This is a genomic window from Streptomyces sp. NPDC002793 (assembly GCF_040295485.1).
Lineage (GTDB): Bacteria > Actinomycetota > Actinomycetes > Streptomycetales > Streptomycetaceae > Streptomyces.
This window is the reverse complement of record NZ_JBEOVL010000006.1, coordinates 109,039-126,893: the sequence shown is the minus strand read 5'-3', so window position 1 is coordinate 126,893 and position 17,855 is coordinate 109,039. Positions and strand designations below refer to the sequence as shown.

General features: G+C 69.4%; 18 protein-coding genes. 7 read left to right on the top strand and 11 right to left on the bottom strand.

The window, feature by feature from the left end:
- Nucleotides 1-2: 2 nt before the first annotated feature.
- From ABT001_RS07980 to ABT001_RS07970, 3 genes are all read right to left on the bottom strand, one after another.
- Nucleotides 3-203: a ferredoxin gene (locus tag ABT001_RS07980; protein WP_351273964.1), complete on the bottom strand. Its 201-nt coding sequence runs from the start codon at nt 201-203 to the stop codon at nt 3-5.
- Nucleotides 204-220: 17 nt separating this feature from the next.
- A complete protein-coding gene (locus tag ABT001_RS07975) occupies nt 221-1,432 on the bottom strand; it encodes a cytochrome P450 (protein ID WP_351273961.1) in 1,212 nt (403 codons plus the stop codon).
- Nucleotides 1,433-1,714: 282 nt separating this feature from the next.
- A complete protein-coding gene (locus tag ABT001_RS07970) occupies nt 1,715-3,058 on the bottom strand; it encodes an APC family permease (RefSeq protein ID WP_351273958.1) in 1,344 nt (447 codons plus the stop codon).
- Between the two features lie 112 nt (nt 3,059-3,170).
- Between ABT001_RS07970 and ABT001_RS07965 the strand changes: the two genes are divergently transcribed.
- Nucleotides 3,171-4,160: a 4-hydroxy-3-methylbut-2-enyl diphosphate reductase gene (locus tag ABT001_RS07965; RefSeq protein ID WP_351273955.1), complete on the top strand. Its 990-nt coding sequence runs from the start codon at nt 3,171-3,173 to the stop codon at nt 4,158-4,160.
- A 68-nt stretch (nt 4,161-4,228) separates the two neighbouring features.
- Entirely contained in the window at nt 4,229-4,966 is a 738-nt protein-coding gene (gene ppgK, locus ABT001_RS07960; protein ID WP_351273952.1) for a polyphosphate--glucose phosphotransferase, read from the top strand.
- Between the two features lie 15 nt (nt 4,967-4,981).
- Here ppgK and ABT001_RS07955 read toward each other — a convergent pair whose 3' ends face one another.
- Nucleotides 4,982-5,644 carry a DUF6542 domain-containing protein gene (locus ABT001_RS07955; RefSeq protein ID WP_351273949.1) on the bottom strand — a complete coding sequence of 221 codons (663 nt, stop codon included), beginning with the start codon at nt 5,642-5,644 and terminating at the stop codon, nt 4,982-4,984.
- A 229-nt stretch (nt 5,645-5,873) separates the two neighbouring features.
- Between ABT001_RS07955 and ychF the strand changes: the two genes are divergently transcribed.
- Nucleotides 5,874-6,962, top strand: a complete 1,089-nt coding sequence (gene ychF, locus ABT001_RS07950) for a redox-regulated ATPase YchF (RefSeq protein WP_351273946.1) — start codon at nt 5,874-5,876, stop codon at nt 6,960-6,962.
- 108 nt (nt 6,963-7,070) lie between these two features.
- Here ychF and ABT001_RS07945 read toward each other — a convergent pair whose 3' ends face one another.
- Both ABT001_RS07945 and ABT001_RS07940 read right to left on the bottom strand, forming a co-directional pair.
- Nucleotides 7,071-8,189 carry a tyrosine-type recombinase/integrase gene (locus ABT001_RS07945; RefSeq protein ID WP_351273943.1) on the bottom strand — a complete coding sequence of 373 codons (1,119 nt, stop codon included), beginning with the start codon at nt 8,187-8,189 and terminating at the stop codon, nt 7,071-7,073.
- A gap of 24 nt (nt 8,190-8,213) precedes the next feature.
- Entirely contained in the window at nt 8,214-8,714 is a 501-nt protein-coding gene (locus tag ABT001_RS07940; RefSeq protein WP_351273940.1) for a helix-turn-helix transcriptional regulator, read from the bottom strand.
- A gap of 120 nt (nt 8,715-8,834) precedes the next feature.
- On the opposite strand from ABT001_RS07940, the gene ABT001_RS07935 reads away from it, so the two are divergent.
- The 4 genes from ABT001_RS07935 to ABT001_RS07920 all read left to right on the top strand — a co-directional run bounded on the left by ABT001_RS07935 (nt 8,835) and on the right by ABT001_RS07920 (nt 13,211).
- The gene (locus tag ABT001_RS07935; protein WP_265693247.1) at nt 8,835-9,029 is read left to right on the top strand and encodes a helix-turn-helix transcriptional regulator; all 195 of its coding nucleotides are present in this window, start codon (nt 8,835-8,837) and stop codon (nt 9,027-9,029) included.
- 148 nt (nt 9,030-9,177) lie between these two features.
- Nucleotides 9,178-10,641 (top strand): DUF3631 domain-containing protein, encoded by a 1,464-nt coding sequence (locus ABT001_RS07930; protein ID WP_502967440.1) that lies wholly within the window; start codon nt 9,178-9,180, stop codon nt 10,639-10,641.
- Between the two features lie 313 nt (nt 10,642-10,954).
- Complete coding sequence (locus tag ABT001_RS07925) at nt 10,955-11,524, top strand: hypothetical protein (RefSeq protein ID WP_032763177.1); 570 nt, start codon at nt 10,955-10,957, stop codon at nt 11,522-11,524.
- Nucleotides 11,514-13,211 carry a relaxase/mobilization nuclease domain-containing protein gene (locus tag ABT001_RS07920; protein WP_351273934.1) on the top strand — a complete coding sequence of 566 codons (1,698 nt, stop codon included), beginning with the start codon at nt 11,514-11,516 and terminating at the stop codon, nt 13,209-13,211. Before ABT001_RS07925 ends, ABT001_RS07920 begins: the two co-directional genes overlap by 11 nt.
- 78 nt (nt 13,212-13,289) lie before the next feature.
- Here the strand turns inward: ABT001_RS07920 and ABT001_RS07915 are convergent, their stop codons facing one another.
- The 5 genes from ABT001_RS07915 to ABT001_RS07895 all read right to left on the bottom strand — a co-directional run bounded on the left by ABT001_RS07915 (nt 13,290) and on the right by ABT001_RS07895 (nt 17,832).
- Nucleotides 13,290-14,558 (bottom strand): hypothetical protein, encoded by a 1,269-nt coding sequence (locus ABT001_RS07915; RefSeq protein ID WP_351273931.1) that lies wholly within the window; start codon nt 14,556-14,558, stop codon nt 13,290-13,292.
- Between the two features lie 303 nt (nt 14,559-14,861).
- Nucleotides 14,862-15,383, bottom strand: coding sequence for an HAD domain-containing protein (locus ABT001_RS07910; protein ID WP_322983850.1), 522 nt, complete (start codon nt 15,381-15,383; stop codon nt 14,862-14,864).
- Between the two features lie 15 nt (nt 15,384-15,398).
- Nucleotides 15,399-16,091 (bottom strand): SAM-dependent methyltransferase, encoded by a 693-nt coding sequence (locus ABT001_RS07905; protein ID WP_351273928.1) that lies wholly within the window; start codon nt 16,089-16,091, stop codon nt 15,399-15,401.
- On the bottom strand, nt 16,092-17,003 hold the full coding sequence (locus ABT001_RS07900) for a phosphotransferase family protein (RefSeq protein WP_351273925.1): 912 nt from the start codon (nt 17,001-17,003) through the stop codon (nt 16,092-16,094).
- A gap of 79 nt (nt 17,004-17,082) precedes the next feature.
- Nucleotides 17,083-17,832, bottom strand: coding sequence for a hypothetical protein (locus ABT001_RS07895; protein ID WP_329420032.1), 750 nt, complete (start codon nt 17,830-17,832; stop codon nt 17,083-17,085).
- Nucleotides 17,833-17,855 lie beyond the last annotated feature (23 nt).

The following is a 17,855-nucleotide window of genomic DNA, read 5'->3' as shown; positions in this document are numbered from 1 at the left end:
GCTCAGTCGTGGTCGAGCAGCCGGATGGCCCCCGAAGGGCAGGTCGCCGCCGCCTCCCGGGTCGCCGCCGCGTGCCCGGCACCGGGCTCCGGGGTGAGGACGACCACGACGCCGTCCTCCTCCCGCTGGTCGAACACCTCAGGAGCGAGCAGGACGCACTGTCCGGCCCCGCAGCAGAGACTCTGCTCCACGGTTACGCGCATGACCTCGTCCTTCCCCGTCACCAGCGGACCGGAAGCTCGGTGAGACCGGTAACGATCAGGCCCTCGGCGATGCGCAGGTCCTCGACCGGACAAGCGAGTTCGAGGCCGGGCAGACGCCGCAGCATCACATCGAGGACCACCTGCAGTTCCGTGCGGGCGAGTGCCTGGCCCAGACAGGAGTGCGGACCCACCCCGAAGGAGATGTGGGGGTTGGGGCTCCGGTCCAGCACCATCTCGTCAGGGCGTTCGAACACCGTCGCGTCACGGTTGGCGGACGTCAGATTGAGCATCGCGGTGGTACCGGCCGGGAGCACCGTGTCCCCGAGCGTGACCTCCTCGCTGAGGTAGCGGGGCAGTCCGAAACCCATGTTGGCGTCCGAGCGCAGCCCCTCCTCGACGGTCGTGCGGACCAGCGCCCGGTCGCGCAGGAGTGCCTCCCAGCGGCTCCGGTCGGCCAGCAGCATGGCCGTCATCTTGGAGATCTGCCCGGCCGTGGTCTCGTGACCGGCGGCGAGGAGTCCTTTGGCGGTCTGCAGCAGTTCGGCGCCCTGCATGCGGTAACCGGTGGAGTTGGTCTGCACGATCAGATTGCTGAGCAGGTCGTCCTTCGGGTCCTGCCGCTTCTCCTCGATGTGGGAGAGCATGTAGGCGTCGAACTCCGCGGTGGCGGCGGCGACCTCCTCCTTCGAGAACCGGGTGAAGGTGAAGGTCACGGTGGACCAGTGGGAGAACTGCTCCCGGTCCTGGTGCGGCACGCCGAGCATGTCGCAGATCACCCACACCGGGAGCGGGAACGCCAGGTGGTTCTTCAGGTCGGCCGGAGCGCCGTGCTCCAGCATGCCGTCGATCAGCTGCTCCGCCATCGCCTCGATCCCGGGCCGCAGCGCGCTCATGCGCTTGGCGGTGAACCAACGGCCGACCATGCGCCGCCACTGTTCGTGGGCCGCGCCGACGGCCGAGCTGTTGGAGTCGGCGCGGCTGAAGATGTCGTTGCCGTCCTCGGTGATCCGGGCAGCGCCCTCGGCGGTGAGGGCGCGCGAGAACCGAGGATCCGCCATCACGGTGCGGACGTCGTCGTAGCGGGTCAGCAGGACCATCTCGCCGCCGCCCATCGAGATCTTCGCGTACGGACAGGACTCCCGCAGCTCGGCGTACTGAGCCGGCGGTTCGAGGGCGGAAGCCTTGGTGAACGGGTAGTCCATCGGCGCGGTGCTGTCGTCGACCGTCATCGTTCGTCTCCGGATGTGGGCGGGTGGACAGAGGCCCCGGCCACCCTAGGAGCGGGCCAGGACGGCCACCAGACGGCCTTTTCGGCACCCGGCGGCGCATTGGCGCGATCCCGCCCCGTCACCCGCCTCCTGCCCGGTCCACCGGTGGCACCCCGGCCCACGTGAAGGGCGGATCCGCGCCGTGGCCGGGGGCCCGGATCCGCACACCGGCCGTGCACGGTCGGCCGGAGCGCTTCGGCGCGCGGGCGTCACGACCGCACAGGCCCGCCCTCAGGCTCTTCCTCAGGCGGCCCGCCGGCCCCACTGGACCGCGAGCACCACCAGCCCGACTCCGAGCCAGCACAGCCCCACCAGCTGCGCGCTCGTCGTCGCCTCCAGGATCACCAGAACCAGGACGGCCGCGCCCACCACCGGCATCAGCACATGGCGCCACCAGCTCGGCGGCCCTTCCTTCCGGCGCACGGCGAACCAGCCCACCACCGACGCGTGCAGCAGCACGAACGCGGTGAGCGCGCCGACGTTCACGACGGACACCAGATGATCGAGGCCGTCGTCACGCCTGGCCGCCCAGACCGCCGCCACCAGCGTCACGACCGCCGCGCACGCGATCGCGACACGTGGCACTCCGGACTTGGGGTCGACCCGGGACAGGAACGACGGCAGTCGCCCCTCCCGACCCATCGCGAACACCAGCCGCCCGGCCGCCGCCTGGCCGGCCAGTGCCGCGAAGGCCGCACCGATCGCCTTGCTGACCGCCACCAGGTCGTGCAGCCAGGACCCGACCGAGGCGTCCACCGCGTCGTAGAACGCGGATCCCTGCTTCACCGGATCTGCGGCCAGCTCCGCCGAACTCACCGGTTCCAGCAGCGCCGCCAGATACGACTGGACCACGAACAGCGCCCCGGCCAGCAGCAGGCAGAAAAGCACCGCCCGCGCCACCTTCGCCGAGCCGCCCGTCACCTCCTCGGCGAAGGACGCGATCGCGTCGAAGCCGAGATAGGACAGCACCGCGATGGACACCGCTCCCACGACCGCGGTCATCGAGAACCCGGAGTCGCCGGTCAGCGGCGTCAGCCAGCCGCGCTGCGCCCCGTCCCGCACCAGCACCACCACCGCCGACACCACGAACACCAGCAGCACCACGATCTCCATGGCGAGCACGGCGAAACCCACCCGGGCCGCAGCCCGCACACCCCACAGGTTGAGCGCGGTCGTCACGACCACGGCGATCGCCGTCCACACCCACCGGGACACCTCGGGGACCAGCGCGTTCATCGCGATCCCGGAGAAGAGGTAGGCCACCGCCGGGATCAGCAGGTAGTCGAGCATCGCCATCCAGCCGGCGATGAACCCGGGGCCCTCCCCGAGCCCCTTGCGGGCGTAGGCGAAGACCGATCCGGCGAGCGGGGCGACATGCACCATCTGCGCGTAACTGAACGCGGTGAAGGCCATCACCACGGTCGCCACCAGATAGACCAGCGCGACGGCCCCGCCGGACTTGGCGTCCAGGGTGCCGAACACGCCGACCGGGGCCATGGGCGCGATGAACAGCAGACCGTAGACCACCAGGTCACGGAAGCCGAGTGTGCGCCGCAGCTTCCCCTCTTGCACACTGCTGCCCGCCATGAGACCTCCGCCGCTGGATGTCGCTGGTTGTCACTTGGATGCCGCTTGGATGTCGCGTACGCCCCAGTCTCGCGACCCCGGCGACCCGGCGCCTGTTCGGTACGGCCTTACGATGGGACGCATGACTGCAACCCCTGCCCGCCGTGTCCTGCTCGCCGCGCCCCGGGGCTACTGCGCGGGTGTGGACCGCGCCGTGATCGCCGTGGAGAAGGCCCTGGAGCAGTACGGGGCCCCGGTCTACGTCCGCCACGAGATCGTGCACAACAAATACGTCGTGCAGACGCTGGAGAAGAAGGGCGCGATCTTCGTCGACGTGACCGCGGAGGTGCCCGAGGGCTCCATCGTGATGTTCTCCGCGCACGGAGTCGCCCCGACCGTCCACGCCGAGGCCGCCGAGCGCAAGCTCGCCACCATCGACGCGACCTGCCCCCTGGTCACCAAGGTCCACAAGGAAGCCGTCCGCTACGCCAAGGAGGACTACGACATCCTCCTGATCGGCCACGAGGGCCACGAGGAGGTCATCGGTACGAGCGGTGAGGCGCCCGACCACATCACCCTCGTCGACGGCCCCGAGGACGTCGCGAACGTCGAGGTCCGCGACGAGTCGAAGGTGGTGTGGCTGTCCCAGACCACCCTCTCCGTCGACGAGACGATGGAGACCGTCGGCGCACTCAAGCAGAAGTTCCCCAACCTCCTCTCGCCGCCCAGCGACGACATCTGCTACGCCACGCAGAACCGCCAGGTCGCGGTGAAGAAGCTGGCCGAGGACGCCGAGCTGGTCATCGTCGTCGGGTCGAAGAACTCCTCCAACTCGATCCGCATGGTCGAGGTCGCCCTGGACGCCGGAGCCCCCGCCGCCCACCTCGTGGACTTCGCAGACGAGATCGACGAGGCGTGGCTGGAAGGCGTCACCACGGTCGGCCTCACCTCGGGCGCCTCGGTGCCCGACGTCCTGGTCGACGGCGTGCTGGAGTGGCTGGGAGAGCGGGGTTACGCGGACGTGGAGACGGTGAAGACGGCGGACGAGTCGATCACCTTCTCGCTGCCCAAGGAGCTCCGCCGCGACCTGCGCGCCGAAGCCGCCGCGCTCTCGGCCGAATAACGCCGGTGCGCGGGTCAACCGCCCCCTCCGGGGAGTGATCCGCGCCACCTGCCCGTACCGTGGATCACATGGAGATCTTCGGTGTGGACATCGGCGGTTCAGGGATCAAGGGTGCGCCCGTGGACCTGGACCGCGGAGAGCTGGCGCAGGAGCGCCACAAGGTACTGACACCTCACCCGGCCACGCCCGAGAGCGTGGCCGGCGGTGTGGCCGAGGTCGTCGGCCACTTCGACTGGCAGGGGCCGGTCGGCATCACGTTCCCCGGAGTCGTCACGGACGGCATCACCAGGACCGCGGCCAACGTGGACAAGGCCTGGATCGACACGGACGCCCGGGCGCTGCTCAGCGACCGCATAGGGCAGCCCGTCACGATCCTCAACGACGCCGACGCGGCCGGGGTCGCCGAGATGACCTTCGGCGCGGGACGCGGCCGCAAGGGCACGGTGATCATGCTGACCCTCGGTACGGGCATCGGCAGCGCGGTCTTCACCGGCGGGCAACTGGTCCCGAACACCGAGCTCGGCCACCTGGAGCTGCACGGTCACGACGCGGAGAAGCGCGCCTCCACGAAGGCCAAGGAGGACGAGGACCTGAGCTGGCAGCACTGGGCGCACCGGGTGCAGAAGTACCTGGTCCACGTGGAGATGCTGTTCTCGCCCGAGCTGTTCATCATCGGCGGGGGCGTCAGCCGTAAGGCGGAGAAGTTCCTGCCGCTCATCGAACACGTACGGGCCGAGATGGTCCCCGCGGAGCTGCAGAACAACGCGGGCATCGTCGGCGCGGCCATGGCGGCAGCGGCCAAGTAGTTCCCGTACGAGTCCCTACACGCGGGGGCGGCGGACGGACCTGTCGTTCCGGTCGTTCCGGTCGGCTGCTCTTCCGGCCCTGAGCACGTGCCGCTGCCGCTCCCGCATCTGCCGGACCTTCCGCACGGTGGCGATGAGCCCCGCGACGAGGGTGCCCCCGTACAGCCAGCCGGCCTGGACGGCCAGCGCGGTCACGACGGCCATCGCCTGCCCACCGAATCCGCCCGTGCCACCGGAGACGGGGATCACGCCGACCGCGAAGGCGATGGGCACGATGATCGGCGCGGTCACCAGGTCGGCGGGCCGCACCCAGAGCGCGGTCAGGGCGCTGACCGGGAGGAACAACAGTCCGTAGACGATCTCCGAACCGCCGAGGAGCAGCCTGTCCACGCAGGCCAGCAGGAACATGGTCAGGGCCGCGAAGAGCCCGGCCCCGATGCCCGTCAGCCGCGGGTTGGGGAATCTGCGCAGCGCCATGACCACCGGCGGGACGCCGCCGGGCCGGGAACCCGGCCTCGCACCGGGCCCCGGACCCGGCCCGGGGCCCGGTGCCGGGGCGACCGCCACCGTCACGGGATAGGTGCCCGCGGCCGTGACCTCGCCAAGGCCACCGGGCGGGGCGGGCGGAACCTGCGAGGGCTGCCTGCGCTGCGGGGTACGTGTCCTGTGCTGCTCCACCCCGACAACCTAGGTCGCCGTGTCCACTCTTTCGGGCGTTGGACACGCCCTTTGGACGACCTTGGCGTTGCGTTCGATCCCACACGGCCGAAACACCACCGTTCGGCCCCCACCGGCCTCCGCCCCCGCACCCGTGACGGGCCGCCCGGCCCCGCCCGTAAACTGGAGAATCGGTCCACTCCCGGCCCGCCCGCACAGCCCCTCTCCTCCACTTCAGGAAGTCGCCAAAGTGTCGCTCACGATCGGAATCGTCGGCCTGCCGAATGTCGGCAAGTCGACCCTGTTCAACGCCCTGACCAAGAACGACGTGCTGGCGGCCAACTACCCGTTCGCCACCATCGAGCCGAACGTCGGAGTCGTGGGCGTCCCCGACCCCCGCCTGAACAAGCTCGCCGAGATCTTCAACTCGCAGAAGCTGCTCCCCGCCACCGTCGACTTCGTCGACATCGCGGGCATCGTGCGGGGTGCGAGCGAGGGCGAGGGGCTGGGCAACAAGTTCCTCGCGAACATTCGCGAATCCGATGCGATCTGCCAGGTCATCCGCGCCTTCAAGGACGAGAACGTCGTCCACGTCGACGGCAAGGTCTCGCCCAAGGACGACATCGAGACGATCAACACCGAGCTGATCCTGGCCGACCTCCAGTCCGTCGAGAAGGCCGTCCCGCGCCTGACGAAGGAGGCCCGCCTCCAGAAGGAGAAGGTCGCGGTACTCGCCGCCGTCGAGGAGGCCCAGAAGATCCTCGAGGCGGGCGACACGCTCTTCTCCCAGGGCATCACGGCCGGCACCGAGAAGGGCCGACTCCTCCACGAGCTGCACCTGCTCACGACGAAGCCCTTCCTCTACGTCTTCAACGTCGACGAGGACGAGCTGGTCGACGAGGACTTCAAGAACGAGCAGCGTGCCCTGGTCGCCCCGGCGGAGGCCATCTTCCTCAACGCCAAGATCGAGTCCGAGCTGATCGAGCTCGACGACGAGGAGGCCCTCGAGCTCCTCCAGTCCATGGGCCAGGAAGAGCCCGGCCTGGCCACCCTGGGCCGCGTCGGCTTCGACACGCTCGGCCTCCAGACCTACCTCACGGCAGGCCCGAAGGAAGCCCGCGCCTGGACGATCAAGAAGGGCGCCACGGCCCCGGAGGCGGCCGGTGTGATCCACACCGACTTCCAGAAGGGCTTCATCAAGGCGGAGATCATCTCCTTCGACGACCTGGTCGAGACCGGCTCGGTCGCCGAGGCCCGCGCGAAGGGCAAGGCGCGCATGGAGGGCAAGGACTACGTGATGCAGGACGGCGATGTGGTGGAGTTCCGCTTCAACGTCTAATACTTTCGGCGAAAGGCCGTCTGACCTGCGGCGGAGTGGGTTGGGCGGCCTTTGCGGTCCGCACGGAGTCCGCAGCGTGCCGGATGGGTCCGGCACGCGGGGGAGCGGTTACGCCGCTTCGTCGACCTGTGGTTGGGTCTCTGCGGACCGGTCCGCGTACGCCTTGTCGACGGCGGCCCGGGTCCGCTCCTCGGAGTCGGGCCACAGGTGGGTGTAGATGTTCAGCGTCATGGCCGCGTTGGTGTGGCCGAGGCGCTCGGAGACCGTCTTCACGGATTCGCCGTGCTTGATCAGCAGGCTGGCGTAGTGGTGCCGGAGGGCGTGGGGTCCGGTGCCCTTCGCTATGCCGGCCTTCGCGCAGGCGGGCCGCCAGGACCCGTCCATGAAGTGCGTGTAGACCACGGGCCCGCCTTGCGGCGCCGTGAAGATCCAGCTCTCGGGCCCATCGGCGGGGAAGCCCCGCAGGTGGGCCTTCATCGCATCCACCGCCATGCGGGGGAGCGGGACCGTGCGGTGCGAGCGAGCGGTCTTGGGTGGGCAGACGTACATGCCGTGCTTGGCGGTCTGCTGGATCTGCTGCTCGACCGAGACGGTCGCGTGCAGCAGGTCCACGTGCCGAAGCTGGAGGCCGAAGAGCTCGCCTGGGCGGAGCCCCGTGCAAGCGCCCAGCAGGACCAGGCCCCTGTAGCGGCCGGGTATCTCCTCGGCCAGCGTCCGCACCTGCTCGACGGCCAGGGGTACGACCTTTTTCCTCGGGACTGAGGGCAGCTTCGCGTCGGTGCAGGGGTTGTGCGGAATCATGCGGTCGCGGACCGCTGCCCGGAAGACCGCGTTGACCGTGTTGAAGACGGTGCGGGAGGTGCTCGCGGCGAGCTTGTGGGTGGTCGTCAGGCTGGTGATCCAGCTCTGCACGTCACCGGGCTTAATCGCGCCGAGTGCCCGCTTCTCCCAGACGGGGTAGGCGTAGCAACGCAGGTGCTGGGCTACGGCCTTGGCCGTCGACGGCCGGTGCGGCTGACTGGCCCGCCACTCCTCCGCGTACTCCTTGAAGGGCTTCTTCGCCGAGCGCGGGTCGACGTACTGCCCGGTGACCACGCTGGTCGTGACTTCGTCGAGCCAGCGCTGGGCGTCGATCTTGCGGTCGAAGTGGCGGGCGTGCTCCTTGCCGTCGAGGTCGCGGTAGCGGGCGCGCCATTTGCCGTTGGGGCGCTTCTGGATGTTCGCCAAGTGGCTTCTCCTTTGTGCTGGTAATCAGTAGTGGCCGCCGTCCTCGATGTCGCTGGTGAGGGTGCGAGCGTCCCGCTCGTCGCCCATGAGGCGGAGGCACTGCTCGTTGATCGCGCGTGAGCTGTCGGGGTGTGCCTTGATGTGGTCGGCGACGGCGACGACGGCGCGGTGCAGGCGGTCGCGGGCGTCGCGAGTTTCGTAGAACGCTTCGACGGCTTCCTGCACGAGTCGTCGGCTGTCGATGTCGAGCCCTTCCAAGGGCGGTGACATGAGCTCTTCGAGGGGCAGTTCGAAGACGCGGGAGAAGGCGAGCGCCTCATCGAGGTTGATCCGACGGCGGGGTGAGCCGTTCTCGATGCGCCACACGGCCGTCTGGTTCATCTTCACGCCCGCTCTGGTCACCCGCTCGGCCAGCTCGGTCGTGCTCCACCCTCTGACCTCGCGCTCCAGGGCCACGCGGCCCGCCACGTTGCCTTCGCTGTAGAGCAGCGGCACTTCTCCACCCTCGGCCTTCTCGTTTGCCATCGAACCTCCATCGCGACCGTCGCTATCCAAATTGAAACATGGGTTTCCCGGTTTGGCTAACCGCCGATCATGAGGTACTGATTATGCAGATCGAATCGCTACCTAGCCGAATGGGAACGCATGCGATACCTGACCACCGCCGAGGTCGCCGAGCGCTACCGCACTGCCGAGAGCACCGTCCGTTACTGGCGCCATCTCCAGAAGGGACCGCGCGGCATCAAGGTCGGCAAGCGGGTTCTCTACCCCGAGGCCGAACTGCTGCGCTACGAGCGCGCGCTGATCGACGGCGGAGAGGACTGGGGCCTGGCCTCATGAGTCGCTGCCCCATCCGGACACAGCAACGGCCCTCGGCGCGCCTACGCCGAGGGCCGGAGATTCCCCTGCACGTCGCCCATCCCTGAACGAACGAACCAGTGAGGGGCGAGACCTTGCCCGTCTCGCCCCTCACCCGAGAGGAACGTCTATGAAGGACCCTACGTCCCCCGCCACCTCGCACACATCCGCTGTCGTTTGGCCGCCCACTGCGGTCCCGGGCCAGGGCTTGCCTCGGGACCGGGAGGGACGAACGGAACAGCACCACGACTCCGCAGGAGCCACTGCCGACGCCTCAACCGGCGTTCCGAATCGGAACACGCTGGATACGCAGTCTGCAGAGGACAGCACCCCGGCCATCGTGTCCGACAGCACAGACGACGCTGCTCCCGACGCACCAGAAGCCACTGACGGTGGCAGCACGGCGGGCTCAGGCACCGCGCTGCTGGACGACCTCCGCACGGCGATCGGGCGGTACGTCGTGCTGCCGAGCGACGAGGCCCTGACCGCCGTCACTCTTTGGGTCGCGGCCTCCCACATCCAGCCTGGCCTCCAGCACGCGCCACGGCTGGCGGTGGTCGGACCGACCAAGGGGTGCGGCAAGTCCCGCCTCCTAGACGTTCTCTACGAGACCGTCCACCAGCCGATGATGACGGTGAACACCTCCCCCGCCGTCGTCTTCCGCGTCATCGGCAAGAACCCGCCGACACTCCTGGTGGACGAGGCCGACACCATCTTCGGCCCCAAAGCGGGCGACAAAGAGGACCTGCGCGGCCTGCTGAACGCCGGGCACCAGCGCAACCGGCCCGCCTGGCGGATCTCCGGGCCGGAGCACAAGCCGACCGCGTTCCCCACCTTCGCCATGGCGGCTCTGGCCGGCATCGGTGACCTGCCGGACACGATCATGGACCGCGCGATCGTCATCCGCATGCAGAAGCGCAAGCCAGGCGAGCAGATCACCCCGTTCCGATCGCGGTACTCCGTACCGGAACTGCACGCGCTGCGCGACCGGCTCGCCGACTGGTTGATACCGCAGCGCGGCACCGTCGCGGGCGCGGTGCCGAAGATGCCTGTCGAGGACCGCGCTGCGGACACATGGGAGCCGCTCGTCATCGTCGCCGATCTCGCCGGCGGGCACTGGCCCGCGCTGGCACGTGCCGCCTGTCTGGCGATGACGCGCAACGAGGTGGTCCAAGACGAGCAGACGACGCTGAAGACACGGCTGCTGCGTGACATCCGCCGCGTCTTCGACCAGGAGAGCGGCAAGGAGGCTCTGCGCAGCCAGGACCTGCTCGCGGTCCTCATCCAGGACGCCGAGGCTCCGTGGGCGGAGTACGGCACGAAGGGGCTGAACGCCTACCACCTGGCGAATCTGCTGCGCGACTTCGGTATCAGCCCGGCCAACTACCGATTCGAGAACGGCAGGCAGGCCAAGGCGTACGCCCGCAACCAGTTCGTGGACGCATGGGCCCGCTACTGCCCCGACCCCGCCCTGTCGGCACCCACCGCCGAGGTCCCGGCACATCCGACCCGGGGCAGGCCGCCCGCCCCTCCGTCCGGGACGCTGCCCACCGGCCCGCCGGGAGGGCCCGCAGGCCCCAGGCCCACTCGCTGACACCAGGTCCGCATCAATCCGTCGCATCCGTCCCCGCGCAGGTCAGCGCGGGGACGGATCTCCTCGGCGTTACGGATCACTCCGTACCTGCCTCCGTCTCCGTACCTGTGCTGACCAGCCACGCGACGGATGCGACGGATGCGACGAAGGCCCACCCCACGACTGACGGAGCACCACCATGCCCGAATCGAACGCCGACGACCCCACTTCCCGCCGCCGCAGGAAGTTGTTCAGGCTCACCCGACGACCAGCAGCAAGCTGGAGCGAACGAGCCTCTAACGAGGCTTCGTCCGCGCTTGCCCCCGCCTCAGGGATGGCGGAGGACAAGGCCGAGCGCCAGGGGGCGCCCGAGCCGAAGGAGGGGGTGGCCGAGGACTCCGGCCGGCCCGCAGCCGACTCCGCTCCTCCCAGTAGTCCGGCCGATGCCCCACCACTCGTCGAGCAGCTCTCCTGGCGGGATCTCGACGCCCCTGCCCTGCCCGCGCAGATGAACCGCAAGCGCACCGTGGAGAAGCGCGACCAGGAGAAGACCATCCGCTTTACACGCACCGCAGTCCAGGTGATCAGCGCCGCCGCCCACCAGCGCGGTCAGAGGTTCGCCGGATTCGTCGGGGACGCAGCCCTGGCTGTTGCGCAGGGCAAGGCGGGGATGGTCGGCAGCCCGGAGGACGATCCTCTCCGCCCGCTGATCGAGGCCGTCGAGGCGCACACCGTCGCACTGAACCGCATCGGCGGCAACCTCAACCAGATCACCGCAGCCATCAACCGAGGAACCGTGCCCGAGCGCGCCGAGACGGTTCTCGACCGCGTCGAGCAAGCAGCACAGAACAGCTTCCACCTCATCGACCAGCTCCTCGCGAACGGCACGACCCATGGTTCCTGACGTCTCCACCGGCTCCGATAGCCGCGGACTGATCGCCTACCTCTTCGGCCCTGGGCGCCGCGACGAGCACACCAACCCCCACATCGTCGCCGCATGGGACATGACCGGCGCCCCGGACCCCGGCCGCGACCCGGCAGCCACCTACTCCCAGCTCGCCAGGCGACTCGACCACCACGTCGACCTCCGCACCCGTGAGCTGGGCGGCAAGAAGCCACCGCAGCACGTCTGGCACTGCCCAGTCCGCACCGCCCCCGGCGACCGCTACCTCACAGACACCGAGTGGGCCGAGGTCGCCCGCCGCGTCGTGCACGCCACGGGCATCGCCCCCGACGGCGACGAGAGGGCATGCCGATGGATCGCGGTACGCCACGCCGACGACCACATCCACATCATGGCCACCACCGTCCGCGCCGACGGACGCCGCCCACGCACCCACCAGGACGGCCGACGGGCTCAGGCCGAGTGCCGTCGGATCGAAGCTGAGTTCGGTCTGCGCCGCCTGAAGTCCGGCGACCTCACCGCGCCCCGAACCCCCACCGGTGCCGAACGCGCCAAGGCCGAGCGCCAGGGCCAGTCGGTGACGGCACGGCACTGGCTGCGCGAGCGGGCGTACGCGGTCGCCGCCGCCGTACACACCGAGGCCGACTACTTCACCGTGCTGCAGTCCCTCGGCATCAAGGTAAAGACACGCCTCGGCCCCGAGAGCGGCGACGTGATCGGCTACAGCCTCGCTGCGCCCGGCGACACCAACAGCGCCGGTGAACCCATCTGGTACGGCGGCTCGAAACTCGCCCCCGACCTCTCCATCAACCGCCTCCGCGAACGCCTCCCCGACCAGGAGGTAACCGACCGCCCCAGGTTCGCGGCAGATCCCGCCGAGCCGTGGCAGCACACCATCACCGCGATTCAGACGGCGCACTTCGCCCTCGACTCCAACGACCATGCCGCCGCCCAGGCCCACCTCGCCGCCTTCGGCGACGCCCTCTACAACATCGCCAGCGCCTCACCCGGCCCGCACCGCGCAGAGCTACGCGCAGCCGCCTCGGCGTTCAACCGCGCCCGCCGCTCCGCCGCGCGCGCTGACCACGACGCGGCCACCACCCTGCGCCAGGCCGCCAAGGAACTCGCCTACGCCTCCAACGAACCCGGCGGACTCGCCATCGCTCTGCTCTTCGCCACCGTGTACCTGGCCCGCGCCGCCGCCAAGTGGCACGAGCAGCGCGGCCACGAACAACAGGCCGCAGCGGCCGAAAAAGCCTTCCGCCACCTCCAGGCGGGCTATCAGCAGGCAGCCGCACCCGTCTTGGCGGACTTGGCCCGCCGCGCACCACGAGCCGCGACCGCCAGCCGCTACGAGCAGGACGTTCGTGCGGCCCTCCCCAACCACGCCGACCGGATCCTCGCCGACCCCACGTGGACCGCCATGACCACAACCCTCGCCCACGCCGAGACCGCCGGTCACAACCCCCGACGCCTCCTGGCCGAGGCGGGCGCCCAGCGGGAGCTCGACAGCGCCGAGCACCCGGCCGAGGTTCTCGCCTGGCGCATCACCGCTCAGCCGAACAGGAGGACGCAAGCAGCTCACAGTCGAAGCATCATCAGCGGAACATCGCCCATGCCCCCTGTCCCACACCCTCCGGCCGCACCAGTGGCTATGAGTCTCGAAGGGCGCAGTCGACACCGTTGACCCCGCTATCGCTCGATTAGGCGGAACGTTGTACCGGTCGGCCTCGCACTCAGGTGAGGTCGACCGGCGAACCACCCTTCAAGAGCAGTTCCACTCCTCACTGGGCAGTGCGTGCCACAGGTCGAGCCAGTCGTAGAGCAGGAAGAGGGGGCGGGTCAGGACGACCTCGTCGGCTGGCTGGGAGCGGATTGCTAGACCGAGGTCGGCGAAGACCGGATCGCCAGCGACGCTGTATGCCAGGCTGCCAAGCCGTGTTGTGCGGTGGACCAGCCAGTTCTCCACGTCAGAAGGGACGCAACCGGTCAGCGGGGTAGCGTCCAGCCTCACCTGGGGGCCGGTGAGGGCGTCGGCGGCGACGCACCCCAGGTGGTCGTCATGGAAGAGGGCCTTGATCCCGTTCTCGGTGAAGTCTGCGTAGTTGAGTTGCTGGTCCTCACCGTGGTGGGAGTAGGACACGACAGCAGGTCCTTCGCCGAGGACGTGGGTGATCTCCTCCAAAGTCATCCCAAAGTGCAGGGGGCCGACTCCTACGTATGGCGTGAACGTCCACTCGGCGCGCTCCTTCTCCCGGGCAATCCGCCACGGGCCGCGGTACCCTGCCTCGCTCCCCGGGACGGCCACGGGCGGCTCGGGTGTCGGCTCGTGCGGGGCGGCCGGTATGGGCGCGGTCCAGTCCTCTCGCCGGTGACCGAATCGTTCCGGAGCCGCGGTGTCCCCGGGTTGCTCTTCCAGCCAGCGGATCGCCTGCTCCTGGTCTCGGCCGAATGGGTCCTCCGCCAACTCGCCTGCCCGGTCCAGGGCTGCGCGGCGCTCCTCCTCCGCAGTGACGAGACCGGTGACATCCTCTCCCCAGGCGGCCAGCCGTTCCCGGGCGATCCACCGGTAGTACGAGTCCGCGCTCACGGCAAGGACCTCGCGGATGGCGGGGGCGTATCGGGGTACGGACGAGGTGAGGGCGGGGTCGGCCAGGAGCAGGGCTGTAGCCGCAAGCGCGGCCTCCCTCACCAGTGGATCGTCGTCGTCGCAGAAATCCGCGATGCGGTCGTGGAGTATTGGCCTTGCCGCACGGGCGGCAGCCAGATCTTGCGCCGTGCCGACGCCGTCTTCGACGTCCAGGCGGGCGATGTCGGCGAACGAAGCAAGCCAGTTCAGCAGTTCGGCGCGAAGCGACCGGCGGCCGACCCTGCGCTCCCACCGGTCTTCGGCGAGGGTGCGCGCATTGTCAAGAAGACGAGCGAGGACCAAGGCCGCCGGAGCGGTCGCCGGAAAAATTTGCTGCCGATTGAGGAGCAGCCGATACAGGTCCTCCACAGCCCGCACCCGGCGGGCCGGGTCGGTGGCGAGCACAGCGCCGAGGATGTCCGGTGTGTCACGCACACTGTGCTGACCCGTACAGACGTGCGGCAGCTCCTCCCAGGCGATGTCGGGGAGTTCAGCCTGTGCTGTGGGTGGCAGGGAACCGGCGGGAGTATCAGGAAGGTCCGGGGTTGTTTCGTTGATCACGGCCGCAGTGTTCCAGCCGACTCCGACATCAGCGGTGCCGATCCCCGCCAAAGACCGCAGACGGCAGACGCTCGAGCAACACGCTGGTGCCCTCGCTGCTCGTGGCAGCGAGGGGATCAGTCGTCAGACGGCGCGGGCTGTGGGTAACTACGAGACCCATGTCGTGAGCTCGGTCAGGTGCTCGGGCTGCAGCCCGAGGTGTGGGTCTGGCTGAACGAGGAGGGTCGGCGTCCCCTTGGCGGTGCGCTCTGCTGCCCATTCATGGTCGAGGCTGGTGAAGTCGTCGTCGATCCAGACGGCGGGGGTGTCTGCCAGCCAGACGTCGACGTGGTCTCGTTTCCAGAGGTAGCCGTCGGGGTGACTGGTGGTGATCTGGGGACGAGGCAGGTCGAGGTAAGGGAAGTCGGGCAGTCCCAGGAGAGGGCCGATGATCGTGTTGGCGTCCTTGCGCCAGCTCGTGCACCACACCGGGGTGACGAGTCCGCTGGTCAGGAGGTCGGTGAGAATGCTGCTCTGCCGAGGGTCGAGCCAGATGGCGACAGGGTCGTCGGGGTGCCGGCCGGTGGGCAGGACGGTGTGGCGGACGTGGGTGGGCGGGGTGCTCCCGTCGGCGGCCGGGAACGGTATGAGGACGCCGTCGATGTCGAGAAGCAGGTAGGGCAGGGTCATCGGTGCCTCCGTCGGTCAGCGTTTACGGGCGGTGATCAGGAGGGTGGTGGGCCACGGGTCACGGCGCGGGTGCCGCAGCTCCACCGTCGAGGTGACGCCCAGGCCCGCCCTGGAGAGGTGGGCTCCCCAGCGGCGGGCGTCGAACTCCCATCGAGTGAGGGGCAGTCGGGTCCGGTCGGGCATGGTGACGTAGTCCTCGCGCGGACGGTCGTCCGTGGATGGATGTCTTCCGGCCCGTGCCGGGTGAGGGACGGAGAAGGCCAGGACACCGCCAGGCTTCAGGCGTCGGGAAACGGCGGTGAGGAGGAGCTCGGGGGCGACGAGGCCGACGGCACCGAAGACGGAGTAGATCGCGTCGAAGGTCCGGCCAGTGGCCTGCAGGTGGTGCAGTGCGTGGCCGGCGGCGAACGTGGCGCCGTCGATGTGGCCATAGTGGGAGCGCGCGCGGCGTACCTGGAGGCCGACCAGGTCCACACCGGTGACGCGGGCCTGGTGGTGCTTCGCGAGGTGGGCCACGTTGTGGCCGGGGCCGCAGCCCAGCTCCAGGACGCGTTTGCCGCACAGGTCCCGGCCCAGGATCTCGGCGCCGGGACCGATGCCCGCGTGGGTGCTCCATTCCATCCGGGCCGGTGCGCTGAGGGCGTGCGCGGGAGCAGCGGCTGTGCGCTGGGCTGCGTGGGCGTACCAGGGGGAAATCTGGGCGAGCACCTAGACCTCCAGGAGTTGGATCACGTCGTTCAGGTGGCGGCGGACAACGGGGATGTACGCGGGGTCCTTGGCCGGGTCGTCGATCCAGCGGATGGCCTGCTCCATGAACCACTCCACGGCCCACATCCGATGCCAGCCCAGGGCCCATGCCTCGGCGGTCAGGCCGCCCCGGGCGGCGAGAGCGTCTTCATGACCGCCTGCGGTGACGTATTGCTCTAGGAGCACCCGCAGTCGGAAGGGGCTCGGCACGTCGGTGGCGCCGTGGTACGAGGCAAGGTCGATCAGGCCGGGCCCGGTGAAGGCGCGTGCGAAGTCGAGGAGATGCCAACCGTTCTCCCCGATGTGGACGCTCGTGGGGTGGAACTCGGAGTGCACCCAGCCGAACGGGTCGAGCGTCGCACCCTGGACGCGGGCCTCGGCCGCGGCGGAGATCTTCCCCAGCGCGGTCTCGATGTCGTCGCAGTCCGTCCATCGGTCGGCTTTTCGCAGCCGCTGGAGGTGATCGAGGGCTCGGCCGGGCAGGGCTGCGAGGCCGGCACCGTCGAGGAGGGGCAGACCGCCCGCCGGGCGGGCGGCATGGAGCATCACGGCGGCGGCGACGCCGTCGAGGTCGTCGGCGTCCCGTACGGGGGTGCCGAGGTCGTCCATGAGCATCCCGAGCCACTTGTCCTGCATGGCGGTGGCGTGGAGGGCGGGGACCGGGAGCCGTCGCTGGTAGGCCAATCGCAGGGCCTGGGCCTCGCGGTCGAAGGGTTCCTTGGCGTATTTGAAGACGGCCGTGGTGCTGTCAGGGAAGGTGACGCGTTCGACGCCGGACATGCCCCAGACGCGAATCTCGGTACGTTCGGGGAGGGGCTTGCCGATGAGAGCGCACAGGTCGTTCAGCAGGGTGGCGGACAGGCTCTGGGCCATGGGGGTCTCCAGGGGACTGGTGGGCTCCGGGGCGGGCGCGCGCGAGCTGGCCCGCCCCGGAGCCGTACTGGGGGCAGGGTTACTCGGCTGGGGTCACGCGGTGGGCGTAGACCTGCTCGATCCAGCCCGCCTTGAACTCGGCCAGATCGTCACGGAAGTTGGCCATCGAGGCACCGTAGGGTGCGACGACGCCGCCGGACTGGTCCGGCACGGACTGGCAGCCGTGCACCAGTCGGCCGCCGAGCGCGGCGTGGGCTTTGATGGACTCGATCCGGCGGTGCTCGTTGAACCAGCCGCCGTGGTAGACCTCGTCCAGCATTCCGCCTGTCTCGTCGTCCAGGTCGAAGACGACGGAAGTGGCGGCGGGGAAGAACCAGCACGGGCCGACGTTGGAGATGTGCCCGTCCAGCTCGACCTTGTTGAGCGCCATCAACGTCGCTGCCTCGCGCAGCATGCGCAGGTGGTCGGCGGTGACCTGCGGGAGGCCGAGGCCGGCCAGGTGTTCCTCGCGGAAGAGGTACGTGTACACCCCGTACGCCGTCGCCAGCACGCGGGCCGCGTCGGAGTTGGACTCGCCGTGGTTCTTGATGAAGTCGAGCGCGAGCTGCTCGACCGCGCTCTCGGTCGTCTCGTCCACGTCGAGGAGCTGGGCCTTCACCAAGTCCCAGTCGGCGACGAGCCAGGTGCTGGACTCGAAGCGGAAGAAGTACTCGGCCGGGTTGATGATGATGCGCCGGCCGTCCACCTGGATGCCAGGCAGGCGGTTCCAGCGCGGGTCGAAGGCGTCGGGCAGCTCGACCGTGATGGTCGCGGTGTCGATGGTGGTCACCGTGTCTCCGTCTCTGATCGTCC

What these genes read in the sequence shown, in the direction of transcription:
- ABT001_RS07980 (WP_351273964.1), bottom strand. Translation starts at nt 203, where the DNA reads ATGCGCGTAACCGTGGAGCAGAGTCTCTGCTGCGGGGCCGGACAGTGC.
- ABT001_RS07975 (WP_351273961.1), bottom strand. Translation starts at nt 1,432, where the DNA reads ATGACGGTCGACGACAGCACCGCGCCGATGGACTACCCGTTCACCAAG.
- ABT001_RS07970 (WP_351273958.1), bottom strand. Translation starts at nt 3,058, where the DNA reads ATGGCGGGCAGCAGTGTGCAAGAGGGGAAGCTGCGGCGCACACTCGGC.
- ABT001_RS07965 (WP_351273955.1), top strand. Translation starts at nt 3,171, where the DNA reads ATGGGACGCATGACTGCAACCCCTGCCCGCCGTGTCCTGCTCGCCGCG.
- ppgK (WP_351273952.1), top strand. Translation starts at nt 4,229, where the DNA reads ATGGAGATCTTCGGTGTGGACATCGGCGGTTCAGGGATCAAGGGTGCG.
- ABT001_RS07940 (WP_351273940.1), bottom strand. Translation starts at nt 8,714, where the DNA reads ATGGCAAACGAGAAGGCCGAGGGTGGAGAAGTGCCGCTGCTCTACAGC.
- ABT001_RS07935 (WP_265693247.1), top strand. Translation starts at nt 8,835, where the DNA reads ATGCGATACCTGACCACCGCCGAGGTCGCCGAGCGCTACCGCACTGCC.
- ABT001_RS07930 (WP_502967440.1), top strand. Translation starts at nt 9,178, where the DNA reads ATGAAGGACCCTACGTCCCCCGCCACCTCGCACACATCCGCTGTCGTT.
- ABT001_RS07925 (WP_032763177.1), top strand. Translation starts at nt 10,955, where the DNA reads ATGGCGGAGGACAAGGCCGAGCGCCAGGGGGCGCCCGAGCCGAAGGAG.
- ABT001_RS07920 (WP_351273934.1), top strand. Translation starts at nt 11,514, where the DNA reads ATGGTTCCTGACGTCTCCACCGGCTCCGATAGCCGCGGACTGATCGCC.
- ABT001_RS07910 (WP_322983850.1), bottom strand. Translation starts at nt 15,383, where the DNA reads ATGACCCTGCCCTACCTGCTTCTCGACATCGACGGCGTCCTCATACCG.
- ABT001_RS07900 (WP_351273925.1), bottom strand. Translation starts at nt 17,003, where the DNA reads ATGGCCCAGAGCCTGTCCGCCACCCTGCTGAACGACCTGTGCGCTCTC.